Origin of the sequence: Flavobacterium potami (genome assembly GCF_020026915.1) — a bacterium.
In the GTDB taxonomy this organism is placed as follows: Bacteria; Bacteroidota; Bacteroidia; order Flavobacteriales; family Flavobacteriaceae; genus Flavobacterium; species Flavobacterium potami.
In genome coordinates, this window is the sequence record NZ_JAINUY010000003.1 from 367,399 (window position 1) to 389,440 (window position 22,042).

11 protein-coding genes are annotated in these 22,042 nt (G+C 36.4%); all 11 read right to left on the reverse strand.

All coding sequences use genetic code 11. The features are described from left to right. Positions 1–10: 10 nt before the first annotated feature. The 11 genes from K6T82_RS11245 to K6T82_RS11295 all read right to left on the reverse strand — a co-directional run bounded on the left by K6T82_RS11245 (position 11) and on the right by K6T82_RS11295 (position 22,037). Complete coding sequence (locus K6T82_RS11245; RefSeq protein ID WP_223705970.1) at positions 11–2,521, reverse strand: glycoside hydrolase family 31 protein; 2,511 nt, start codon at positions 2,519–2,521, stop codon at positions 11–13. A 134-nt stretch (positions 2,522–2,655) separates the two neighbouring features. Continuing rightward, complete coding sequence (locus K6T82_RS11250; protein WP_073411944.1) at positions 2,656–4,416, reverse strand: endo-dextranase; 1,761 nt, start codon at positions 4,414–4,416, stop codon at positions 2,656–2,658. A gap of 2 nt (positions 4,417–4,418) precedes the next feature. Continuing rightward, positions 4,419–5,882, reverse strand: coding sequence for a SusE domain-containing protein (locus tag K6T82_RS11255; RefSeq protein ID WP_073411945.1), 1,464 nt, complete (start codon positions 5,880–5,882; stop codon positions 4,419–4,421). A gap of 12 nt (positions 5,883–5,894) precedes the next feature. Continuing rightward, positions 5,895–7,373 carry a RagB/SusD family nutrient uptake outer membrane protein gene (locus K6T82_RS11260; RefSeq protein ID WP_164974985.1) on the reverse strand — a complete coding sequence of 493 codons (1,479 nt, stop codon included), beginning with the start codon at positions 7,371–7,373 and terminating at the stop codon, positions 5,895–5,897. A 10-nt stretch (positions 7,374–7,383) separates the two neighbouring features. Beyond that, positions 7,384–10,455, reverse strand: a complete 3,072-nt coding sequence (locus K6T82_RS11265) for a SusC/RagA family TonB-linked outer membrane protein (protein WP_179003761.1) — start codon at positions 10,453–10,455, stop codon at positions 7,384–7,386. Between the two features lie 462 nt (positions 10,456–10,917). After that, on the reverse strand, positions 10,918–12,636 hold the full coding sequence (locus K6T82_RS11270) for a DUF6377 domain-containing protein (RefSeq protein ID WP_179003760.1): 1,719 nt from the start codon (positions 12,634–12,636) through the stop codon (positions 10,918–10,920). Positions 12,637–12,724: 88 nt separating this feature from the next. Next, positions 12,725–13,408 (reverse strand): 3-keto-disaccharide hydrolase, encoded by a 684-nt coding sequence (locus tag K6T82_RS11275; protein ID WP_129022535.1) that lies wholly within the window; start codon positions 13,406–13,408, stop codon positions 12,725–12,727. Between the two features lie 398 nt (positions 13,409–13,806). Next, positions 13,807–17,325: an RICIN domain-containing protein gene (locus tag K6T82_RS11280; RefSeq protein WP_223705971.1), complete on the reverse strand. Its 3,519-nt coding sequence runs from the start codon at positions 17,323–17,325 to the stop codon at positions 13,807–13,809. Positions 17,326–18,332: 1,007 nt separating this feature from the next. Beyond that, a complete protein-coding gene (locus K6T82_RS11285; protein ID WP_223705972.1) occupies positions 18,333–18,497 on the reverse strand; it encodes a PTS sugar transporter subunit IIBC in 165 nt (54 codons plus the stop codon). Between the two features lie 105 nt (positions 18,498–18,602). Then, positions 18,603–19,031, reverse strand: coding sequence for a GNAT family N-acetyltransferase (locus K6T82_RS11290; protein WP_223705973.1), 429 nt, complete (start codon positions 19,029–19,031; stop codon positions 18,603–18,605). Positions 19,032–19,532: 501 nt separating this feature from the next. Beyond that, complete coding sequence (locus K6T82_RS11295; protein WP_223705974.1) at positions 19,533–22,037, reverse strand: S8 family peptidase; 2,505 nt, start codon at positions 22,035–22,037, stop codon at positions 19,533–19,535. Positions 22,038–22,042: the final 5 nt, after the last annotated feature.

Genomic DNA, 22,042 nt, shown 5'->3' on the forward strand with positions numbered 1-22,042 from the left:
ATAATAATTTTTAATTTTTAATTGTGATTACTGCATTTTTTCCAGAATCAGGAATCTTTACTGTGATAACATTTTCAGCTTCATTCCAGCTCCAGTTTATTTTTGCAAAATCGGCTTCAATATTTTTCTCCATCGCATCTGCTTTAACATTTTTAATTTTTTCTCCACCTGCAAAAATATCCTTAGGTTTGCTTGATGTATGAATTTTTAAAATGAAATTCCTTGGACCGGCAGGACTATATCCTTTAGATTCACGCTCGCCTATAGTAATCTTGATATCTTCATTTGTTGCCTTTGAACTTATCTTGGTTTTACAAAAGACATCTCTTTCGTAGTCACGGCTTTCCCCGTCGTCTTCATAGAATACAAATGAAGTCTCTTTATTTATATTAGCTGGAAATATTTCAAATGTAACCGGGTATACTTTCTTTTCATCAATGTACTGCATTACAGGCATCTGTGGTATTATGCTGCCTTTCTTTACAAAAACTGGAATTGTATTTAGCGGGGCATCAACTGTAATCCACTGCTCCCCTTTATACTTGGTTTTGCCGTTATTAAAATCAATCCACTCTCCTTCAGGAAGGTACACCTCTTTAGTAACAGCACCTTGTTCTACGACCGGTGCTACCAGCAGTTCTTTTCCAACAAGAAACTGCCCATTTAATTTAAATGTTTCTTTATCATTCGGATATTCCAACAGCAAGGCTCTCATTATCGGAAGTCCCGTATCATGGGCTTCGCGGGCATAAGTATACAGATAAGGGAAAAGCCTGTATTTCATCTCTATACTTTTTCGGCTTATATTTTCTGCCTCCGTTCCGAATTTCCATGGTTCCACCGCGTTACCACCTTCATGATGCGCACGGCTAAGTGGCGTAAAAACACCAAACTGCAGCCATCTTACATATAATTCTGCCATAGCATCATAATCCTTTATATCCCCGCAGTACCCTGAAATATCACAGGTCCAAAACGGAATTAATCCCATACCAGCAGAAAGACCCACAGGAATCTGATTGACCATTTGTTTCCATCCGTCCAGCACATTGCTGCCATTTCCTGAATCGCCGCTCCATCCGAAAGTATAACGCTGCAGTCCCGCATAAGCCGATCTGGTCATTTGAAATATTCTCTTATTTGGATTATGCTTATAAAACTGCTCGGTTACTACCTTATCCCAAGTAAATCCATATACATTATGAATCTCGTTATGCATTCCAAGATGGTGTTTCATATTGAGTCTGTCAACAGCGTCTTCATTGCTCCATGCCGGTTCTCCCATATCTGTCCAAAATCCACGTACCCCATCATTTAAAGGCTTCTGCTGATAGCTGCCCCACCAATCTGCAACTTCAGGTTTTGTAAAATCTACAACCCCGCAATTGCCTCCCCAAGGCCATGGCATATCATAAGATTTGCCTGTTCGGATATCTTTTACAAGATGACCAAGCGCATCAGCCTCTTTCCATTGTTTCTGGTTTGCCTGTGAAATAACGGGATCCTGTGATACAATCATTTTAAAGCCCATATCGCTTAAATCTTTTACCATTCCTTTTGGATTGGTATAATTGTTTTTTCTCCAGTCAAAATCCTGAAGCCCCTCTGTCCAGCCTATATCCTGATAGATAATATCACATGGGATTTTTCTTTTTCGGAACTCTGCAGCAATTTCCCTTGCCTGATCCTCACGTGTATAATCTCCTCGACATTGCGAAAAGCCCAAAGCCCATTTAGGCGGCATAATCGGTTTCCCAGTTAAGGCTATATAGTTTTGTATTATCTGCTTGTAATCATTACCAAACATAAAGTAGTAGACCATCTGCCCAGCCGGGGCTTCAAATGAATAATAATCATTACTCTCACTTCCGAACTTAAATTCTGTCTTATAGGTATTGTCAAAGAAAATGCCGTAACGGTAACTGCTCATAAAAAAGGGAATGCTTTTGTAAAGCGGATCTTCATTAACGCCATAACATGGCTGATCGCTGTTCCACATTTTATAAGCACTTCCACGACGATTCAGGTTCCCTGATTTTTCACCCAATCCAAAAAATTGTTCGTCATTTCGTAAAACTTTATTGGTTCTTATTTTGCCACTATCATAAACAAATCCTTTTTCAGCATAATCACTGAAAAGAAGTTTTTGATACTTATCAAATATCTGTAACTGAAACGGAGCCTTATTTACCCGTATTCTCAGCTGCTCGGTAAAAATTTCATAGGTCGATGGTTCCTCCTTTACATTAACGGTACCTTTCCAGCCTAGATCTTCTTCTATAACTGCAAAAGATTCATTATTCCTGACAAAATTTCCATCGGCAGACACCCATATTTTAACGACTTCACCGCTGCATAACTGAAGCATGACTTTTGAATTATTTGCACAGCTGAAGACAACTTTATTTCCATTTACTGAATAAGAGGTACAATTCCCTAAATACTGCTCTTTCTTTTGCGAGTATGCTTGAGAGACCAGAATACAGAAAATTACGCAGCAGTAAAAAATAGATTTTTTCATAATATAACATATCGATTAGTTTAAGCATTGAAAATACATCCAGCGCTTGCAGAAATGTGTTCCGCTCGAAAAGCTTAACACGAGTTTATAAAAATTGCCCCATAACAATGGGGCAATTCTCAGTAGTTTTGGGGCTATTCAACTACAATCATTCCCCAATATTGAAGTGACGGCACTTTAAAATTCACCTTGTCCCCATTTTGAGAAAATGAAAGTTCAACAGCTGCACCTCCATTATAGTCTGGTGAAGCGTACCAGATTCTGGTAACTTTGCTGCTATGGTTTAAATTAAGCATCGCCTGCTTAATTACATCTGGAACTTTTTGTGTTCCGTCAGTATCTCTCCAATTCAAAGAATTAGCATTAGTAAAATTCAAAAGATGTATTACTTCTTTGCTACCAACTTGTTTTCCCACTGCAGCAACTTTGCCCATAGTTGGAGGCCAGCTGCCTAGATTCAGCTTTCCGTCACCAGTGGCAATGGTCGGATTTGTAAAAGTTCCGCCATCACGAAGAAGGTTTTGGTAAGCCGTCATAAAATCGTAATATTCCAAAAGTGAAGATTTCAGCTCCGCACTCATGCTTAGGTTTTTATTTGGAAAGTACTCCTTACCCAGCATATGCTCACCTAATTCCAAATGAGATCCTCCAAAAGCAAATATGACAGCATCCGTCAAAAGTACACCTGGAGTATTAAACATGCCTTGGTTATTCGCTTTATTGTAGTTCATATAGGCCGCTAATACAGTATTTTTACTGTTATTGCTGTAAGCTGCATTATCTGCAAGAACTTGTGTCAAATCTTTAAACCCTTCATTAGGAGACCATACTTCAGTGTATAAAAAATCAAGTTCTTTACCAGCCATTTCTTTTTGTCCATATTGATTTACTGCGTTCATAACCAGTTTTTTATTGGTATTAGCAGACTTCATAGCTGAAATAAAAGGAGGGAATGCATTTTTCAAATCAGCATTTGTACCATCATATCTGAAAACATTACCTCTGTCGCCAAGCTGGTCAATATGAAAACCATCAAAATCATAAACTTTATAAACATCATCATTTTTCTGCCCTAGATAGCTCTGCCATGCTGTGTTAGCAGGATCAGTAATGTAAATGTTACTGATAAACGGCCATCCTAACTCATGCTTGTCTTTATCATTATGGTTGGCATCTTTATAGACAAACTGCTGCGGTTTGATAAGATTTGGGTCGTAATCATTCAAAACCCCATAAGCAAGGTTATAAAACATTGCTTTCATATTTTTGCTATGGGCCTGGGCTATATAGCCTGAAACTGTGCTTCCATATACCTCTCTGTTAATTATATCCTTCCATACCGGCATCGGATTTGAGACTGTACCCGCCAATGGCTGATGCTGTCTGTACTGCCAATCATAGAATTGGATTCCATTAATATGATAATCCTTTAGATTATCTATAACTGCGGTCCTGTCCGATTCCGAAATATTACCAAACTCCGATAGAAATCCATAACGGGGAAATTTAGCCCAATCTGATGACACGTCAATACCTACAGTACCCAAAATAGTTTGGGTACCGTCAGTATTTGTCTGGTAAATGGCAACCATGTACCCTTGAAAATCATCAGAAGGCGGAAGCCAGCTCCATGAAGTTCCGCTAAAAGTTTCCTCCTTAATAACTTTTCCAAGATGGGTATAGCGAATAAGAGAACTATTAAAAACTTTATCCGCTGTAAAGTTTACCGTTTCACCTGGTTTATAACTGGCTTTATCTGTTTTAAGGGTAATCTTTGCAATAACTGCATCTTCCGCATATTCAATCTTTCCATTGTCATCGTCACTTTGGCATGATGCAAAACTTAAAAAGAGGCAAAGAAAAAACAGCTTTATTATTTTATTTGTAATACTCATCTTTAGTTGATTGTAAGGACATTTGTTGAAAGATCTAATGTAATAGTATGGTTGCCTGCCTGCGCTGCGCTTACCACCCATTTATTATCGTCACCATCACATTTATCACGTATAGTAAAATTTGTATTAGTAATCGCCTGGTTTGCTGATACCGCTGTAATTTCAGTACCCTCACACCAATTGGTATTGTATTTTGTAAATTTAAATTCCCCTGCAGTCAAAGGTCCGCTGTACGTATAGACACTGCCGTTTTTAGTCATCGGAAGCAGTGATCCCATATTCCATCCATTTGGTGTGGCACTGCCGATCAGATAAACTTCAACAGGGGTAATCTTGATAACGTTTGTGCTTATATCAAGTGTAATTTTGTATCTTCCTGCAGTTTGCGTCGTAACCTGCCATGAATTATCAACATCACAGCCTGAATTTTGTGCTACTCCAGTTTCTGTTAATACTTGATTATTTACCAGAGGTCTGAACCATTCTCCGCACCAATTGCCTTTTGCACCAGCAAGTATCTTAAAATTTCCTGGAATTAAAGTAGCTTCATATGTGAAAATAAAAGGATTATCTGTTACGGTAAAAGCTTCAGGAGTATCGATATTCCATCCACTTGGACTTGCATCGCCAACAATCCATAATTGTGTAAAAGCAGGACTACTTTGTTCTTCAATTACAATCGTTAATTTTAAGATGTTAACTGTAATTTTGTACAATCCCGCTTTGGTAATTTCCCATTGAAGATCAGAACCGCTTCCACCCGAATTATAAACTAACTTGCCAGCATCTGCACCGTCTTTTGTGTAAAAATCCTGACAAAAGCAAGAATCGGTATTTACTGCAAACTTAAATTTTCCTTTGCTTAATTGTCCAGAATATACAAAAACCACAGGATTAGCTGTCTGCGCGGTCAAAGCCGAAGCTTTTGTAATATCCCATCCATTTGGCGAGGCATCACCAACCATAAATAATTCAGTTGATAATGGTTTGTAAGGTGTTAAATTAAAATCGACTACTGAAGTTTGCGGCGCTACACCCTTATCGCCAAAAGTTGCTGTAATCCTAGCCTGCAAAGCAATCGCTTTGCCTGCCTCTCCGTTGAAAGTAGTAAGCAGTATCGAATTTAATGTTGCCACATTGATATCAAAGTCGTATCTGTTTTTTCCAAAATCATATTCGACCGCATTAGCGAAATTATTCTCTTTCTTATCAATTTCCAGTTTATATGAAATCGAAGCGCCTGTTCCCTTGTTATCGCCTGTACTCCACTTAAAACTGAATTTTTGCTGAAACATGCTTTGGTCCAAAACCATGTCGGTACTGCTCAACGTCAGCTTTAACACATCAGCACTAAAATTTTTAGCCTGAAGATCATCATTGCTGCAGCTTGACAAAGCTGCAGATAAAAACAACAAGAAAACAATCGCGCATCTTGTCCAAACTATATAATTTTTATTTTTTTTCATAGCACTTCAATTTTAGTAGCCTGGATTTTGGCTTAAATTAGGATTTCTGTCACGCTCAATTTGCGGTATTGGAAGAAGCAAATGATGCTGATCCGCATTTGTTTTACCAATAGAATGAAGAAAATCCAATCCGTACTGTCCATTTTCCACTCTTATAAGGTCAAACCATCTTTGCCCTTCAAATGCTAATTCTATTCTCCTCTCATGCAGAACCGCATCTCTAAATGCAGCTTTACCAAGTCCAGTATTAATGTTAGCCAAACCTGCACGTCTGCGCACCAGATTAAGCGGTGTTTCTGCCTGTGAAGTATTCCCTAATTCATTAAGAGCCTCTGCTTTCATTAATAAAACATCAGAATAGCGAAGCACAGGGAAATTCAGCGGGCTGTTATCATAAGAAGGTGAAATGCTTAGCGGTACTAAAAACTTTCTTAAATTATATCCTGTCAAGGAATAGGAAGCACTGTAAGGGATTCCCGCAAAATCAGGGCATCCCTGATACAATACCGTTTTATCCTTACGAAGATCGCCATTCTCATAACTGTTAAAAAACTCCTGAGTTGGCTGGCTCCATCCGTAAGCTCCTGCTACCATATTAGAACTTCTTGGCCCTGTAAAAGTACTTGCCCATGAAGCCTGATTTTCATTACTCCAAAAATCATATCCTGCATTGGCAGCATATTGAACTTCAAAAAGAGATTCCTTAGAATTTTCAGTTTCAGTCCTGAAATTGTCGCTGTAATCTGCATTCAATCCATATCCCATTGTTTCCAGTTTTGTCGTTAGATCGACAACCTGCTGCCAATTGCTTAATGTAAGATTTACTTTAGCCAATAAACCAATTGCAGATCCTTTACTTGCACGCCCTTTATCTCCCTCTGACATTTCCTGCTTGGTAGGAAGCATGGCAACAGCTTTTTCCAAATCACTTAATATCAAAGCATATACTTTATCTTTTGATGTACGTGATGGATAAAGATCGCTGTTTGAATTTTGAGGCTCAGTAATTAATGGAACATCGCCAAAAAAACGAACTAAAATAAAATAATACTGTGCTCTTAAAAAGTACGCCTCGCCTAAACATCTATTTTTAACTGATTCGTCAATATTTAGCTTTGGTCCGACTGATAAAACAATATTTGATCTCAATATTCCTGGCCATGGTCCACGCCATAAGTCCAAGACCCCTTCGTTACTTGGAGTTGTAACAAAATTAGATAAGTTCGTGGTTTCAATTCCATCTTCACCTCCGCCGGCACCAACAATGCTGTTGCCTGCAAATATATCACTGGTCCACATTCTGAAATTATATAGTTTTGGCCATTGCAATGGCTGATAAGCACCGTTAACCATTGTGATTAATTCCTCAGCATTGGTAGGATAATTTCCGGTATTGATAGTATCTGGCTGCGTTTTGTCTAAAAAATCATCACTGCACTGCACCATTACAAATGATAGCATTACCATTAAGCCTATTTTTATGTGTTTCATTTTCATAATTTTAAAATCCAAGATTAAGTCCAATAGAGTAATTTGTTGTAACCGGGTATACGCTATTATCAATACCGTTTACCGAAACTTCAGGGTCAAATCCTTTGTAGTTTGTAAAAGTCAAAACATTCTGCGCTGAGAAGTATAATCGAATTGATGAAAATACATTGTTAAATACGCTCTCTGGAAAATTATAGCTCAAACTCACATTTTTTAATCGCAGATATGAACCATCTTCTACAAACCTGTCAGAAACTCTGGCATTGCTGTTAGGGTCACCATACACTGCTCTTGGCATACTATTACTCGTTCCAATGCCTGTCCATCTTCCTAAAGTTGCCGCTGTCTGATTATTTGCAACAGACATAGATTCTGTATACATACGATTGGCATTGTAGATGTCATTTCCGTATACTCCTTGAAAATAAACTGTTAAGTCAAAATTCTTGTAAGAAAATGTATTATTAAGCGAATAGGTGAATTTTGGATTAGGATTGCCTAAAAACGTTCTGTCTTTATCGTTAATGATTCCATCATTATTAAGATCCTTGAATCTTACATCTCCAGGCGCAGTACTTGTTGCCGTATTAGAACCAGGCATCTGCACTGCATGATTATTTACATCAGTCTGTGTTTGAAAAATACCGTCAGTTACATACCCATAAAAAACGTTTACAGGGTATCCTGCCTGAATTAGGGAAATGGTACTGTTCAATCCTGTGCTTCCAGTTATAATTGGCGTATCACCGTTTATACTGTCAACTTTGTTTTTGTTGTAAGAAAAAACAGCATCTGAAGACCACTTGAATTCATGAACCAGATTTTTTGTTGATAATGACAATTCAATACCTTTGTTTTGAATTTTCCCAGCGTTTATTGATGGTACATAAATATCTGAATATCCTGAAGTTACAGGTACAGACATCGGGACTAACATATCATTGGTGTTTTTCACATAGGCATCAAAAGTTAAATTGATTCTGCTATCGAAGAATGACGCATCCAGACCAACATTAAACTGTTCCTGACCTTCCCATTTTACATTTGTATTCGGAAGTACAGTAGGAACAACTGCGCTTACATAATTGTTATTAAAATTATACATAACCGTATTGTACGATGAAGAAAATGCATAATTTCCAATATCCTGATTTCCGGTAATACCATAACCAACTCTTAATTTCAAATCGTTGATAGCTGTTACTTTCTCCATAAATTTCTCTGATGAGATCCTCCAGGATAAAGCACCTGATGGAAACCATCCCCATTTATTTCCTTCACCAAAACGAGAAGATCCATCCCTTCTAATTGTACCGGTTACATAATACTTGCCATCATAGTCATAATTCACCCTTGCCAAATATGACATAATTGCCCATTCAGAAGCATTACCTCCTACTGTCGGCTGTAATGTACCATTGTCTATCTGCTGTGTTTCATCACTCGCAAATTTCTGAATAGAGCCGTTTAAGAAATCATACTTATTAGACTGCGAACTGCTTCCCACAACTGCATTTACATTATGTGCGCCAAAATGAGCATCATACGTCAGCGTGTTATCCCATAAAACTGTAATACTTCTATTTGTTCCTTGTGATAGATATGAATTGGTCTGAACATTAGAGCCCCATGAATATTTTGGCGACCAGGTTCTGTCAAACCAGAAGTTGGCTTCAACCCCACCTAAAGACTTAAACACTAAGTTTTTCAGCAAATTGATTTCTGCGAAAAGGTTCCCTTGAAGATTATATCCTTTTGTTGATCTTTCGACAGTTGTGGCTTTTCCGATTGGATTTGTAATATCTCCATAATAAAGAGGGTTTCCTGTAGGTCCGGTAAAATTTCCATTTTCATCATATATTGGCTGGGTAGGATTTGCTAATAACGTGTTACGGATATCATATGCACCGCTTTCTTTTATATCGTGTGCAATTTTAACACTGTTTCCAAATTTTACTTTGCTGGTCACTTTAGTATCAGAATTAAACTGCACAATGAATCTTTCATAATCAGTATTTAAAACGATACCTTTTTGGTTAAAATAATTAGCAGAAACATAGATATTGGATTTTTTTGTTTTATTCCCATAAGATAAAGTATAGCTGGACATCATCTCTGGATTGAATAATGTTCCAACCCAGTCGGTTCCTGTTCCCAAAGAAGCGGGATTTGTCCATAATGGATTAGGATTAAGTCCTCCATTAGTCATCATATCATTATTTAACGATGCGTATTGTGAAGCATTCAGCATCTTTACCACATTTGAAGCATTTTGCACTCCCGTAAAAGTATCGAAAGTCAAAGTTGAACCTTCTTTTGTCCCGCCTCTTTTAGTAGTTACAATCACAACTCCATTTGCTCCCCTGGAACCATAAATTGCTGTAGAAGAAGCATCTTTAAGCACGCTGATCGATTCTACATCATTCATATTAACTTGGTTAAGTCCTCCATTCAAAGGCATTCCGTCAACTACGATTAGAGGGTTATTATTAGCAATGGTTCCTGTTCCCCTCACTCTAAAAGTGACGTTAGATCCCGGTTCTCCGCTCGAAATGACCTGCACACCGGCAGCCCTTCCCTGCATGGCCTCGCCAATATTGGCAACAGGCTGATTTTTCGTTTTGGCTACATCGATTGAAGCAACAGCCCCAGTTAAATCTCTAGCTTTGGCTTTTCCGTATCCGATTACTACAATATCTGTCAGCGATACTGCTTCCGGTACCAACTGAATCTCCAAATTTGTACCTGCTGCAGAAATTTCTTTGTTGGAGTATCCAATATATGATATTACTAAAACAGCATCGGAAGTATTTACCTTAATAGAAAATTTTCCGTCGAAATCTGTAGTAGTACTTGATGCGGTTCCTTTTATTGTTACCGTCGCACCAGGTAAAGGCTCATGCTTTTCATTATATACGGTTCCTGTAATTGTCTTTTGCGCACTTTTAATTGCAGGACCTTCCTGCTGTTTTGCAACGGCAAAAGCGCTATTGCTGCCACAAAGTGCTGCCAGCATAAAAAGTACAAGGATAAAATCTTTGATGGATGTCCTACGAACATCAATTTCATGACATGATCTCATTTATTTTTTTGTTTGGTTAGTAAATCGTTAGTGTTAGTTTTTTGAAGTAAGATTGGTTTTTCTATAATCCCGATTTGTTACATATTTTTAATTAATAATTCACGTGTTTTAAAAGGCCTTTAAAAAACTACGAAATCCAATAATACATTCGGATCAAAGCAAAGGAACAAAAAAACACATGCGAAAAATGCATGTATGCAAAACGTATAGAAAAAACAAGCAATAAAGTGGATTAAAAAAACCATATATACCTAATAAATAGACTTTTAAACAAAAACAAACAGTAATAATTATATAGATTTTAATATTTAAAACAATAAGAATTCAAGCATAAAAAAACATATTTTGCAATATTTTACTATAAAAAATATATTATTCTCATTGAGACAAACAAAATAAATGGGGCGCAGAAAAAAAATCCCGCTGTTGAACAGCGGGATTTTTTGTTAAATATTTGATTAATTAGGTAATTTTTACAGAAGTAATTTTCATCAATTTTTTATCAAAGCCTTCATTTTCGATTATGGACTTATTACGAACTTTAGTTTTATAGGCATAAATTGAATTGACTGAATAACCTAAAATTTGCGCAATTTTCTCATTGTGTTTGATCCCTAAACGGATCAAGGCAAAAATTCTCAGCTCTTTATTAAGAATCTGCCCTTCTTTTAGCTTTATCTGCTCCCCGGGTTTCATGAGCGAATTGAATTCAGTAATAAAATCTGGAAACAGATTGATAAAAGCTGTATCAAAATTATTGAGCAGTTTATCCTTTTCCTTCTTCAAATCATATCTTGATATTCTGTATTTTGCTTTAGCATAATCTCCTGAATCAATATCCCTTTCTATGTAAGATGTAAATTCATTAAACTTTTCAAAAATATCATCATATTCCGTAAAGAAAAAACCAATATATTCTTCATTAATCTTATTAGCTTCTGAAAGACGATTGTTAATCAATTCAATTTGGCTGTTACGCGCCTTTATTTCTTCGTTTACAACAACAAGCTGTTTATTTACATTCTGCAGATCTGTATGCGCAACTGCAATTATCTTTTTTGCTTTTTGAATTTTCCTGAATTGCATAAAAGTAAGGATTAAAAAGCAGATTACAATTACTGAAAAAACAATTGCACCTATATATTGATAGTAGAGCCTCTTTTTTTCTCTTTCAATATTCTGGACTATTTCTTCTTCAATGTGTGGCAGGATCGCTCCTACTTGTAGTTTTCTCTGCTGTGCCCCGTAAAAAACAGCATCATCATATGCTTTTTTCACTAGCGAAGATGCACTCTGCAGATTCTTTTTTCTAAACAAGAGCTCTGATAGCTTTATTATAGCCAGTGATTCTTTTGTTGATATACGAATATCTGAAATAACGGCTTTGCTGTAATAATCAATTGCACGATCTACCCTGCCCGACTCATTGCAGATCTCCCCCAGCATATAATTTAATAAGGCTTCATCCCTATCGCTAACGTCAGAATTAAGAAGGGAGAGAAAGCCTTTTTCAGCAGAAGCTAAATCACCATCCTTATATTCATTAAAAAATTTTAAAAATGAATTGAAAAAAGTGCCTTCATCTGTTAAATTTAAAGCCTTAATCCTGCACTTCTTAGCAAGCTGGTTATACTTTTTACTAAAGATTGGAATACTGCTGTATTCTGCCATATCGCTATAGCATCTACCTAACAGACCATAATATAAAGATCCGTTTTCATTGTTTATCTCTTCGGGTTTAATCAAAAGCAGATAATCCAACCCTTCTTTATACATACCCGCAGAAACACTGATATTGGCCAAATTAATATTGGCCTTCATCAAATAAGATTTATCGTTAATTTTTTCTGATAGCCCTTTAATTTTTAAAGCATAATCAAAAGCAGAATCTCTTTTAAAAAGTACATACTGGTCAAAAAGCTGCTGGTTCAAATCTAATAACTTGTGGCGATCATCTTTAATCAGTTCAAGCTTATCTTTTAAGTCCTGAATGGTCTTTCTCTTGCTTTTATCATAGATGCTCGAGGAGTCTATTACCTGATCTAGCCTTTTTAACAACTGCTCGCTTTGTCCATAAAAACTGCTTGGATATAATAATAGAATCGAGACTAAAACCAAACTCAAGCAAAACCTCAGTTTAAAGCGTAGAAAAGATTTTTCTGTAAAAAATTGCTGAATCATACTTTACATTAGTGATTTTAAATTATAAACATTTTTTATTCAGGCAACAAAAAGTTTACTGGCACATCTAACATTCATACATATATTACTAATCTAATTCTTTAATCATAATATTACGAAACCATACATTGTTTCCATGATCCTGCAAAGCAATTTTTCCTTTATTGAATGTGCCAAAATCCGGCCAATCTGCAAATTTGCTTCCCGATACGTTTTTTTTGAAATTATCATCCCAAAGAACAGTCTCTACCACTGTAACTCCATTAAGAATAAGTGTTAATTTTCCTTTCCTGCTGAGAATTTCGGCAGTATTCCATTCTCCAGCCTGTTTGACAGGCTCTGATCTGCTTTGAACCAAATCATACAAATCTCCTGCTCGATGCTTAAGGATTTTTGCGTCCGGATGGCCCTCATTATCTAAAATCTGCATTTCGAGTCCGGTACTATAAGTATTTTGGTATTCTACAGGATTCTCATTTACATAAAAAATTATGCCGCTGTTCCCGTTCTGGGCTATTTTCCAATCCAATTTTAGATGAAAATCCCTGAATTCAGCATCCGTTACTAAGTCCCCGCCCTGACCATTGTTTGCTTCTTTTGAATCAAAATGCAATATGCCATCTGCCGCCTTCCATGCTTTTCCAGCCGATTTTTTTCCATAGGAATGCCAGCCCTTTGTCGATTTGCCGTCAAAAAGGGGCTTGAAACTTTTCTGTGCCTGTATCGTTTGCAGTCCAAACAAAATAACTAATGAAACTATAATTTTTTTCATTTCAATATTTTTATTAATCAGTTAAAACTATTCTTATATTGTAACAGGCGGGAGAGAAACCAAATCTTTCAAAAAAGTAAAATTAAAATTTTATTCTGCGCAAACAAGATATAGCCAATTATAAAATTTTCAGCCATTATTTATGTTTTTCCAATTACTGAAACAAAAGCCTGCTAATTCGAGATCAATGTGCTTTACAACCATATTCGTCTTTGCGTTTCTTTCACATGCAACTCCATCTAATTGTACTATTAAATAGATTGCTCGGCATTACTCTTTTAACTATAATCTATTTTGTTTATTTGCAACTTGTTATTTATAAAATACAGAAAAAAAGTAAAATAAAGCGAAAACCGCCCCAAGACAGCAGGCGGTTTAAGGCTGTTATTAAAATCATACTAATTCTGCAAAATCAGATTTTGAGTGACACCATCCAAACAGTCAACCTTTATCAAGTATATTCCAGACGTTGCACCCGTAATATTGAATTCGAAATTTTGGACTTCTTCCGAGAAAACTATATTTCGCTTTTGTAAAACCGCACCATTCAGATTAAAAATATAAACAGTCGCTTTTGCTGATTTTGGACGTTTAATTTGAATTGAAAACAAGCCTGAAGTTGGATTGGGATAAACAACCATTTCATTTTGAACAATTGAAACTTCATTGCCAACTAAAGATACTGGTTTATTACTTAGGGAGTTTTTTTGTAATATTATACTATTTTGATCCACCTTTTGTACTGTTAAGAGTTCCGTTGCAAGGTTAACTGTAATGTTATAAACACCTGCTTCCGCAATATTCCACTTTGTATCAGTCCCGTCAACACGGTATCGCGCAGCAGTAAGAAAGTCAGCATTAACAGCGTCAGAATACAGCCAGTTCCCATCCTCCCAATTATTGGAAATAAAATCTGTTCCCAATTTTGCATGAATTTTGATCTCACCTGCGTTTAATGCACCTGTAAAAGTCCATATATTCGAGTCTGGTGCCGTTCTGGCCAAGTCAGTAGTAATATCACCTTCAGGTCTGATCCAAGTCCCTGATGGGGAACCGGGACCAACTAAAGTAAGATGATCATAATCCAACCTCTTCACTGATAAGCGTCCCTTTGTCAGATCGACTGTAATTTTATACAGTCCGGCTTGCGCAACATTCCATTTATAATCGTTGCTGCTGTCAATTATGTACTCTGCAGCAGTTCTGAAATCAGCATTATTGCTTTTCGCCTGAAGCCAAGAACCGTCAAGCCAGTTGTCGGCTATAAAATCCGATCCGATTTTTGCATGAATTTTAACCTGGCCTACCTTCAACATCCCTGTAAAAGTCCAGATGTTCGAATTAGGACACGTTTGTATAAAGTCGGTGTTTATATCTCCTTCTGGTTTGTTCCAGCTTCCAATTGGAGATCCGGGTCCTGATAAAGTCATATAATCAAAATATCTTCTCTGTACGGCTATCTTGTTTGCATTAAGATCAACAGTTACTATATAGTACCCAGATTCTTCAATATTCCATTTAAAATCATTGCTGTCATCAATAAGGTATTCTGTCTGAGTTAGAAAATCGGCATTTGCCGATTTTGCCTGAAGCCAGGATCCGTCAAGCCAGTTGCCTGCAATAAAATCAGATCCTAATTTTACATGGATCTTAATCTCTCCAGCATTTAAATTCCCCTTAAAAAGCCAGATGTTTGAATTTGGGGCAGTTTCTGCAAAATCTGTGCTTGAATCTCCTTCGGGCGTGGCCCAATTTCCAATAGAGGATCCCGGGCCTACAAGGGTCATGTAATCATAGTCTATTTTTTTTACATCTAAGCTCTTCTCACGCAAATTTACTTTTATATTATAAAGCCCCGCAGCCGCAACATTCCATTTATTGTCGGCGCCTCCTACCACATATTCATTGGCGGTCAGAAAATTTGCATTACTGTTTTTTGCTTGTAGCCATGAACCGCTAGTCCAGCTGCCTGAAGCAAAACCGCCTGCTTTCGCATGGATTTTAATCTCCCCCAAGTTTAAATATCCTGTAAATGTCCAAACGTCAGAGCCAAAGGCACTTTCTTTAAAATCGGTTGCACCAGTACCTTCGGGTTTCGTCCAACTGCCTGTTGGTGATGCTGGACCGACTAAAGTGAGGTGATCGAAAATAGGTTCTAAAGTCCATAACTGCGAACTATCGCCGGTGCTGCTTGATTGTACTACAATTCCCCTTGCTGCATCCATTTCAAGAGCTTTGGTACTATTGGAGTTTATGATTTTATAATAACCGTTTCCATCAGGAACCATATCCCATTTCTGGCTGTTTAATCCTAAATACTGCCATGTGTGAATTTTTGCACCGTTATTAACAGACTGTTCAACAACATCAAAAGATTTTTTATCGGACAATGATGTAATGCTGTACTCCTTATTTTTTTCAAAGGTAAAAAGCCATTTTTGATCAGATTTATCCCAATCAAGAGTATTTGTCGTTAGTGAATCTCTTAAGGTATTGTAAGCTATTGTTTTACCATTCGCTTTTGATTTAATAAAATAATTGTTTCCTGATAAAATATCTGGCTGAGGATTTATTGGTACAACTTTCAAAATCACGCAGCCGTGTGCAGGCACGTTTACACTATAGGAAGACATGCTTCCTAAATTCGTATGAGTCCAAAGATCCCTTACCGATGCATTGCCTGAAAACCCCAGAGAAGAATTGAAATCCAAACTGCGGTTCTTAGCTACGTTCTCTCTATTAAAAAAACCAATAATCCAATCTCCGTTAGACATTTGTCCAGCCCAAACCTGACTCGATTCATTTGTTGGGTCGTTCGTAAATAATGGTTTCCCAACAAAGCCATCTTTATTTAAAGCTAACATTTCTTCATTTTGATAATAAGAAATATCTTGTCCTATCGAATTATACTGATCCGATATAGATAAAGGGCCTCCAGCCATTAAATGTAACGAGATTACCGTTTTTTTTTCATTGTCATTGGCCATTGAATTTAATCTAATGAAATCTCCATCCAGAATTAATTTCTTTCGTCCCGAGATAAATGACCAATAGGTGTATCCATCAAAAGTATTATAATATTGAGACCACCAGCTATGACGGATGCCCCGATCTAAATTATTAAATCTGTTCCACCCTCCATCTCCAAGATCTTCGTTAATTCGAATCATGTGTCCGTATTTATTCTCAGAAACAGCATTATCCTGTAATTCTGGCATCACCAGACTCAGAAAAATTTTATTTTCATCGCATGCTTCGCGAATCCATCTTAATGCTTTTTCATAATCTTGGGTTGATCTTGCCGGACCGTACGTGGAGTCTCCTTTATCGGCTCCCGTTTGGAACCAGGCTAAAAAATCAATCCTTAAATAACTGACACCCATATCGGCATAATATTGTACATAACCTTTAATGTACTGTTCAGCCCCAGGATTATTAACCTGAACCCAGTTAAATATTTTTTCCTGACCTTCAATTGGGTTCAGAAGCGTTGATAAGGGAATATTTGTACCTTTAATTTTAACTCCCGCATCAGCTGCCTTTTTATTTATCCACAAAGGGTTATTATACATGCCTAATGTCATTCCACGGGCTTTTAAATAATCTGCCCAATATTTATAGTCATGTATCCAATTCGAGGAATGTGTTGTTCTGTAACCATCTTGGTTATAGTTTGAGTCATCTCCCCATCCATCTATACAAATCATATTGTATCCATATGACTTAAGATTTTCATTCATCCAATCAATATTTTTTTTCCATTCATCTTCAGGGATATAATCGTTTTTAGTAAGATTATATTCATACGGATTCCAATACAAGGGAGCCTTATATGGATTGATTTGCGAAAATCCTTTTTCTACAGACAGTAGCAAGGATAAAATTAGCAATAAAATTAAAACAAGTGTTTTCTTCATTTTGGTTGGTTTAGAGGTTAGTAAGCAGTTTTAAACAAGAACATTTCAGAATATATTCCCTAAAATTTATGAGAAAATATTCCTGCTGTTTTTTGTGGTTAGTAAAGTGAGACAATTTAGTGCACATCTACCTCTCCTATTATCAAGTAACATACTGTTATTCAACAATAAAGAAAGTAACAGAAATACAGTTCTCTTAATTGTATATACAAAAGAATCAAAAAATAAATGAGGGAGTACAGAGTTTTAAAAACGTATAGAAAATACATCAACAAATAAATCTTAAAACATTATATACCAATCAGTTAAAAGAAAAATATGCTCATATATATATAGAAATATTTCTATTGAAGTTATCCGTAGTAATAGGTTCCAAATGACATTTATTGCCTGCTAAAACCAAATATAAAATTATTCTTGCCATCAATCAGCCACATAATTTAGCGGCAATGAGTAAATAGAAAATATAAAAAAAAATTATGTATGGTGAAATAATAGATCATCACGAATTGGATTTGATATTTTAACGATTATCGTCAAATTTTGACCTGAATAATTATAGAATTATATTTTAAATTTACTTTAAACAAAACCTAATTTCTTGTATAAAATTTGAAATTCAATTTTTTCAAAAATTAGCTAGAATTGGTTCTTTTCATACATTATAAATTTTCACCTTTTAACATTTAACCTCTATGATACATACAAACCGCTTCTCAATAAAAACCAAGAATAATTATCTTACAAATTCACTTGAAAATAGGCCAATTTCTTTAAATCATTCATAAAATGGTTTGTAAATTGTTCAGTAAGGTCACTTAAGGAGACAACTAGTCAATAGTTGTCTCTTTTTTTATACCCTAATGTGTAGATTTTTCAAGCCTTCACAGCCTAATATTTGTGGTTCGATTTTTTTCACAAGAAATTCTTAGGCTGTTTGAAATAAACAGTCTTAAAGTGGTGTTATTAGAGATTTAATCGAAGCTGAACGATGGTTCGAAATCCCGCTAAGGATGTAGGATTTTTTTCTCTTTTGGTTTATCGTAATTTTTTGATACTAAATACAGTAATTCCAAAATAATTTTAGCTTCCTTCTCATCTACCTGAATGCCATTTTGGGAAAGAATAATAACGGCTTCCTCTACTGAAACATTCTTCTCAATGAAATTCATTTTTCCTATTGTTTTTTCAGTTTCTGTTTGTTCTCGTCTGTACAATCTTTAAACAATTACGATAAAAAGAAATAACTAAAAAAACATTTTCATTCCTTCATGTGATTAAACAAATCCTAGTTTTTCATAAAATTTTATTGCTTCCGGTCTTCTTTTATCACTGCTAAGCTGCAAAAGATGAGCTCCCCGTTCTTTTGCCCTGTTAATTGCCCATTGAAAGAATAAGGCTCCATATCCTTTTCCACGATCAATTTCCCTTATACGGACAGCTTCTATCTGAGCCCTAATTCCTCCTTGGTAGGTTAAGTACTGAATAAAACTTAACTGTAATGTGCCAATTACTTCCTTATTCTCATTCTCAACAACAATTAACTCTTGTGAGGAATCACTAGTTATTTTCATAAATGCACTAACATAAGCTTCTGGAAGGGGTTCTTTGAAATTTTCTCTAGTCGCTCCCAATTTATCTTCTGCAAGAAGCTTAACTATATCGACAAGATGCCTCATCTCTGCAATATTAAACTGTAAATTCATTTTATTTAAATTATATGTATTCGTGAATTATTGCGAACAAACAAAGCTAAAAAAAAGCTTTCATTAATTTAACTTTTCAATTCTTGTTATAAAACTTCTTATTTACTCAATCATCAATTCGGAAATAAACTAATTGAGTTTTTATAATCTTTACATCAATCCTACTCAGTACATCTAAACCAAAATTATAAAGCCAATGGAAGACAGACACTAAATGTAGTAAGCCAATTTCTTCAAATCATCCAAAAATGATGTTGTAATTTGTCCTGTCCCCGTCACTCAGCCAGATGGCGCCAATTGAAGACAATTGGCGCCATTTTTTAATATACCCCTATAATAAATGAGTTTTACTAGTTTTTGATGTATTTATCTTTTTTTCAATCATATTGAAATAAAGTGGAAAATAACCTTTGTTATTTATTAATTAGTTTTAGAATTAAAAGACGACAAAAGGAAAATATAGCTCCAGATGCAACAGAGCCTAAATTCTTTTTAAATCATTTATATCTTGACAAGATTCTCCAGGGTTATTCTTGTTGCAATAGGGGTATAAATATCCTGTGTATTTTCAGGGGTCTCAATCGAGACTATTAGGGAATATCTAATAGTGCTGTTATACTTTGCCTGTCGTTTGAGTTGTTTCCACCAGCCTGAAGCTTGAGGATAGATAGCCAGCTTGTTGCAAGAAGCTATTTCCGCAGCAGTTCCGGTCCAATAATTACTGTGTATTGATCCCTTGAAAACATTATCTGCCCCTAGCGCCCATCTTTCACTGCCTTTTTCTTTTTCCATAGTTGCAGAGTCAAGTGATTCCTTAGGATCCATACCTAGCTCAGTTTTAAGAGTATCTTGATTGATTTTGTTGGTACGCAGCTTAAAATTGTCAAAGTCCTCCCCTGGATTAATGAGTACAAAACGAAGCGCAGTTGACTGATAGGAGTATTTTGTCGAATAACCTTTATCCCCCGGATTGGGTTCAATAAAATAAGAAAGAGTTATTCTAAGTGTTGTGGCGGCGTCCCCTAAATTTTCTAGAATTTCTTTTGGCCATGGAAATTCATAATAATGAATGTCTTTTGTTTTTATATTACTGCCTGTTTTTTCATAAGGCTGCAGTACTTCTTCAGAAATAAAAGTAAGATAATTGGATTGGCAACTTAATGCTCTTTGCAAATTAGGTACACCATAGCCATAAATCCTCAACATTTTCAGAGCTTCAGAGCTTTTTTTTCCGGCTTCAAATCCAAACTGGTCATACATGGCCTGGGTCCATCGTGCCGAATGGATCAGCAATGCCCTGCAGGTTTCAGGCCACGCATCAGGATAGGAATCCCTTAGTTTTGCCAAAAAATTAGACGCTAGCGCTGTAGCGGAACTGGTGGCATTAATAGTAGTGAAATTATTGGTTACCGCATTACGTGAGGTGGTTAGCATTTCAAGGTCATCATGCTGGGCAACGTTGGCATTGGCCAATCCTTCAATATTCCCCCCCTCAAATACGACATCGGGCTTGATGGGCCATGAATTTTCCCATGAAATTGAGGTTCTGCTGAAAGGAGAAAGTTCTGAGTGGCCCGCCAGAGTTGGCCTGTCAGGAAAAATCTTTTCTGTAAAGGCTCCTATTCCTATAGAGTTCCAAGATTGCGCAGGGCTTTCCACTGCCAGATTCAGATTACTTTGGGGATAATTTTTCCAATCCTCCTCTTCCCTTACATTGCCTACACTTACGACAAATATTTTTTTATCCTCAGGGTCATCTCCAAAAATAATATTATCAAGAACCGCTGACCATGTGGAAGGCTTACCAAAATCATTTTGGTACTCACTTGTAACAGCCATGCAATAAATCCTTCTGTAATGAGGATTTACAATCTGTACAGTGCTGATGGCATCCGACATTACGAATGGATACTGGTAAAAATGATTCCCGTTAACCGGAAGTATCTTTACGGATTCAATCTGATGGTTGACATAATTCGCATAAGGGTTTTCTAAAAAGGAATTTAGATTGCCATATCCTACTACTCCCGCCATCATTGTACCATGTCCATTATTATCGGTAATTCCCCAGGAGGCATCAGCAGCATGCCTGTCTTTATCGGCTAAAATGGGTTGCAATAGCTTGTGGCCGTTATTGATACCGCTATCGAGAATTGTTACAAAATTATTATCATTTGTAAAATCAGTATTTTGAAGTGCATCTGTTATCCAGTCTTCTCTTGCAACTGTGATCTCATTAAGCCAAAAGCTGTTAGGCTCCTCTGCTTTTCTTATTTCAGCAATCAGTGGAAATGATTTTATAAGTTCGACTAACTGTATATAATTTGCCCTTACAATAACAATCGTTCTCTGCGGAAAAGTAAAAAACTGGCCAGTTGATTCGATTCCAAATATCTTATTTACCCTACCTAATGTGGTAAGCATTTTTTCTGGAGACACTTCCTCCGTGTCAAGCCAAAGCTCACACCATACTTGTTGATCCCTTGGCAGAAATTCAACAGAACTGCTCCAAAGATTTTCTATTGTAGCTCTTCGTACGCTATCAATAGTATCTATAAGTGCCTGATTTTTGGGTTTTCCCGTATCCTCTCCCTTATATCTAAAATTTTCTGTAAGATATTCCTCAACCTTTTTAACAAGACCTCCAATCTTATCCTCGGGAATGAAAATTGTGGCAATTTGCTCATGAGTTTCACTGTCACGCTTCACATTCAAAAGCTTTGCTCCTTTGGAGTCAAGAGATTCCAATTTAAGATTATCATTTGCCGAGCTCTTGAAAGTAAGATACTCCCCTTCTGCACTTGGCAGTTCTTTTTCTTTTCTATCTGCGCTTTCAAAGATATGCTGATCCCAGATCTCATTTATGGCTGAGAGAAGATTGTTTCCGTGATTTGCACGATCACGCTCTGGAAGAGCTTTACTTGAATTGCCTTTTTGGGTAGTGGTAAATTTTTGAGATGTAAAGACATCTTTTACAAACAGGTGTGGTTTATGGTCATCACTCATGGGCA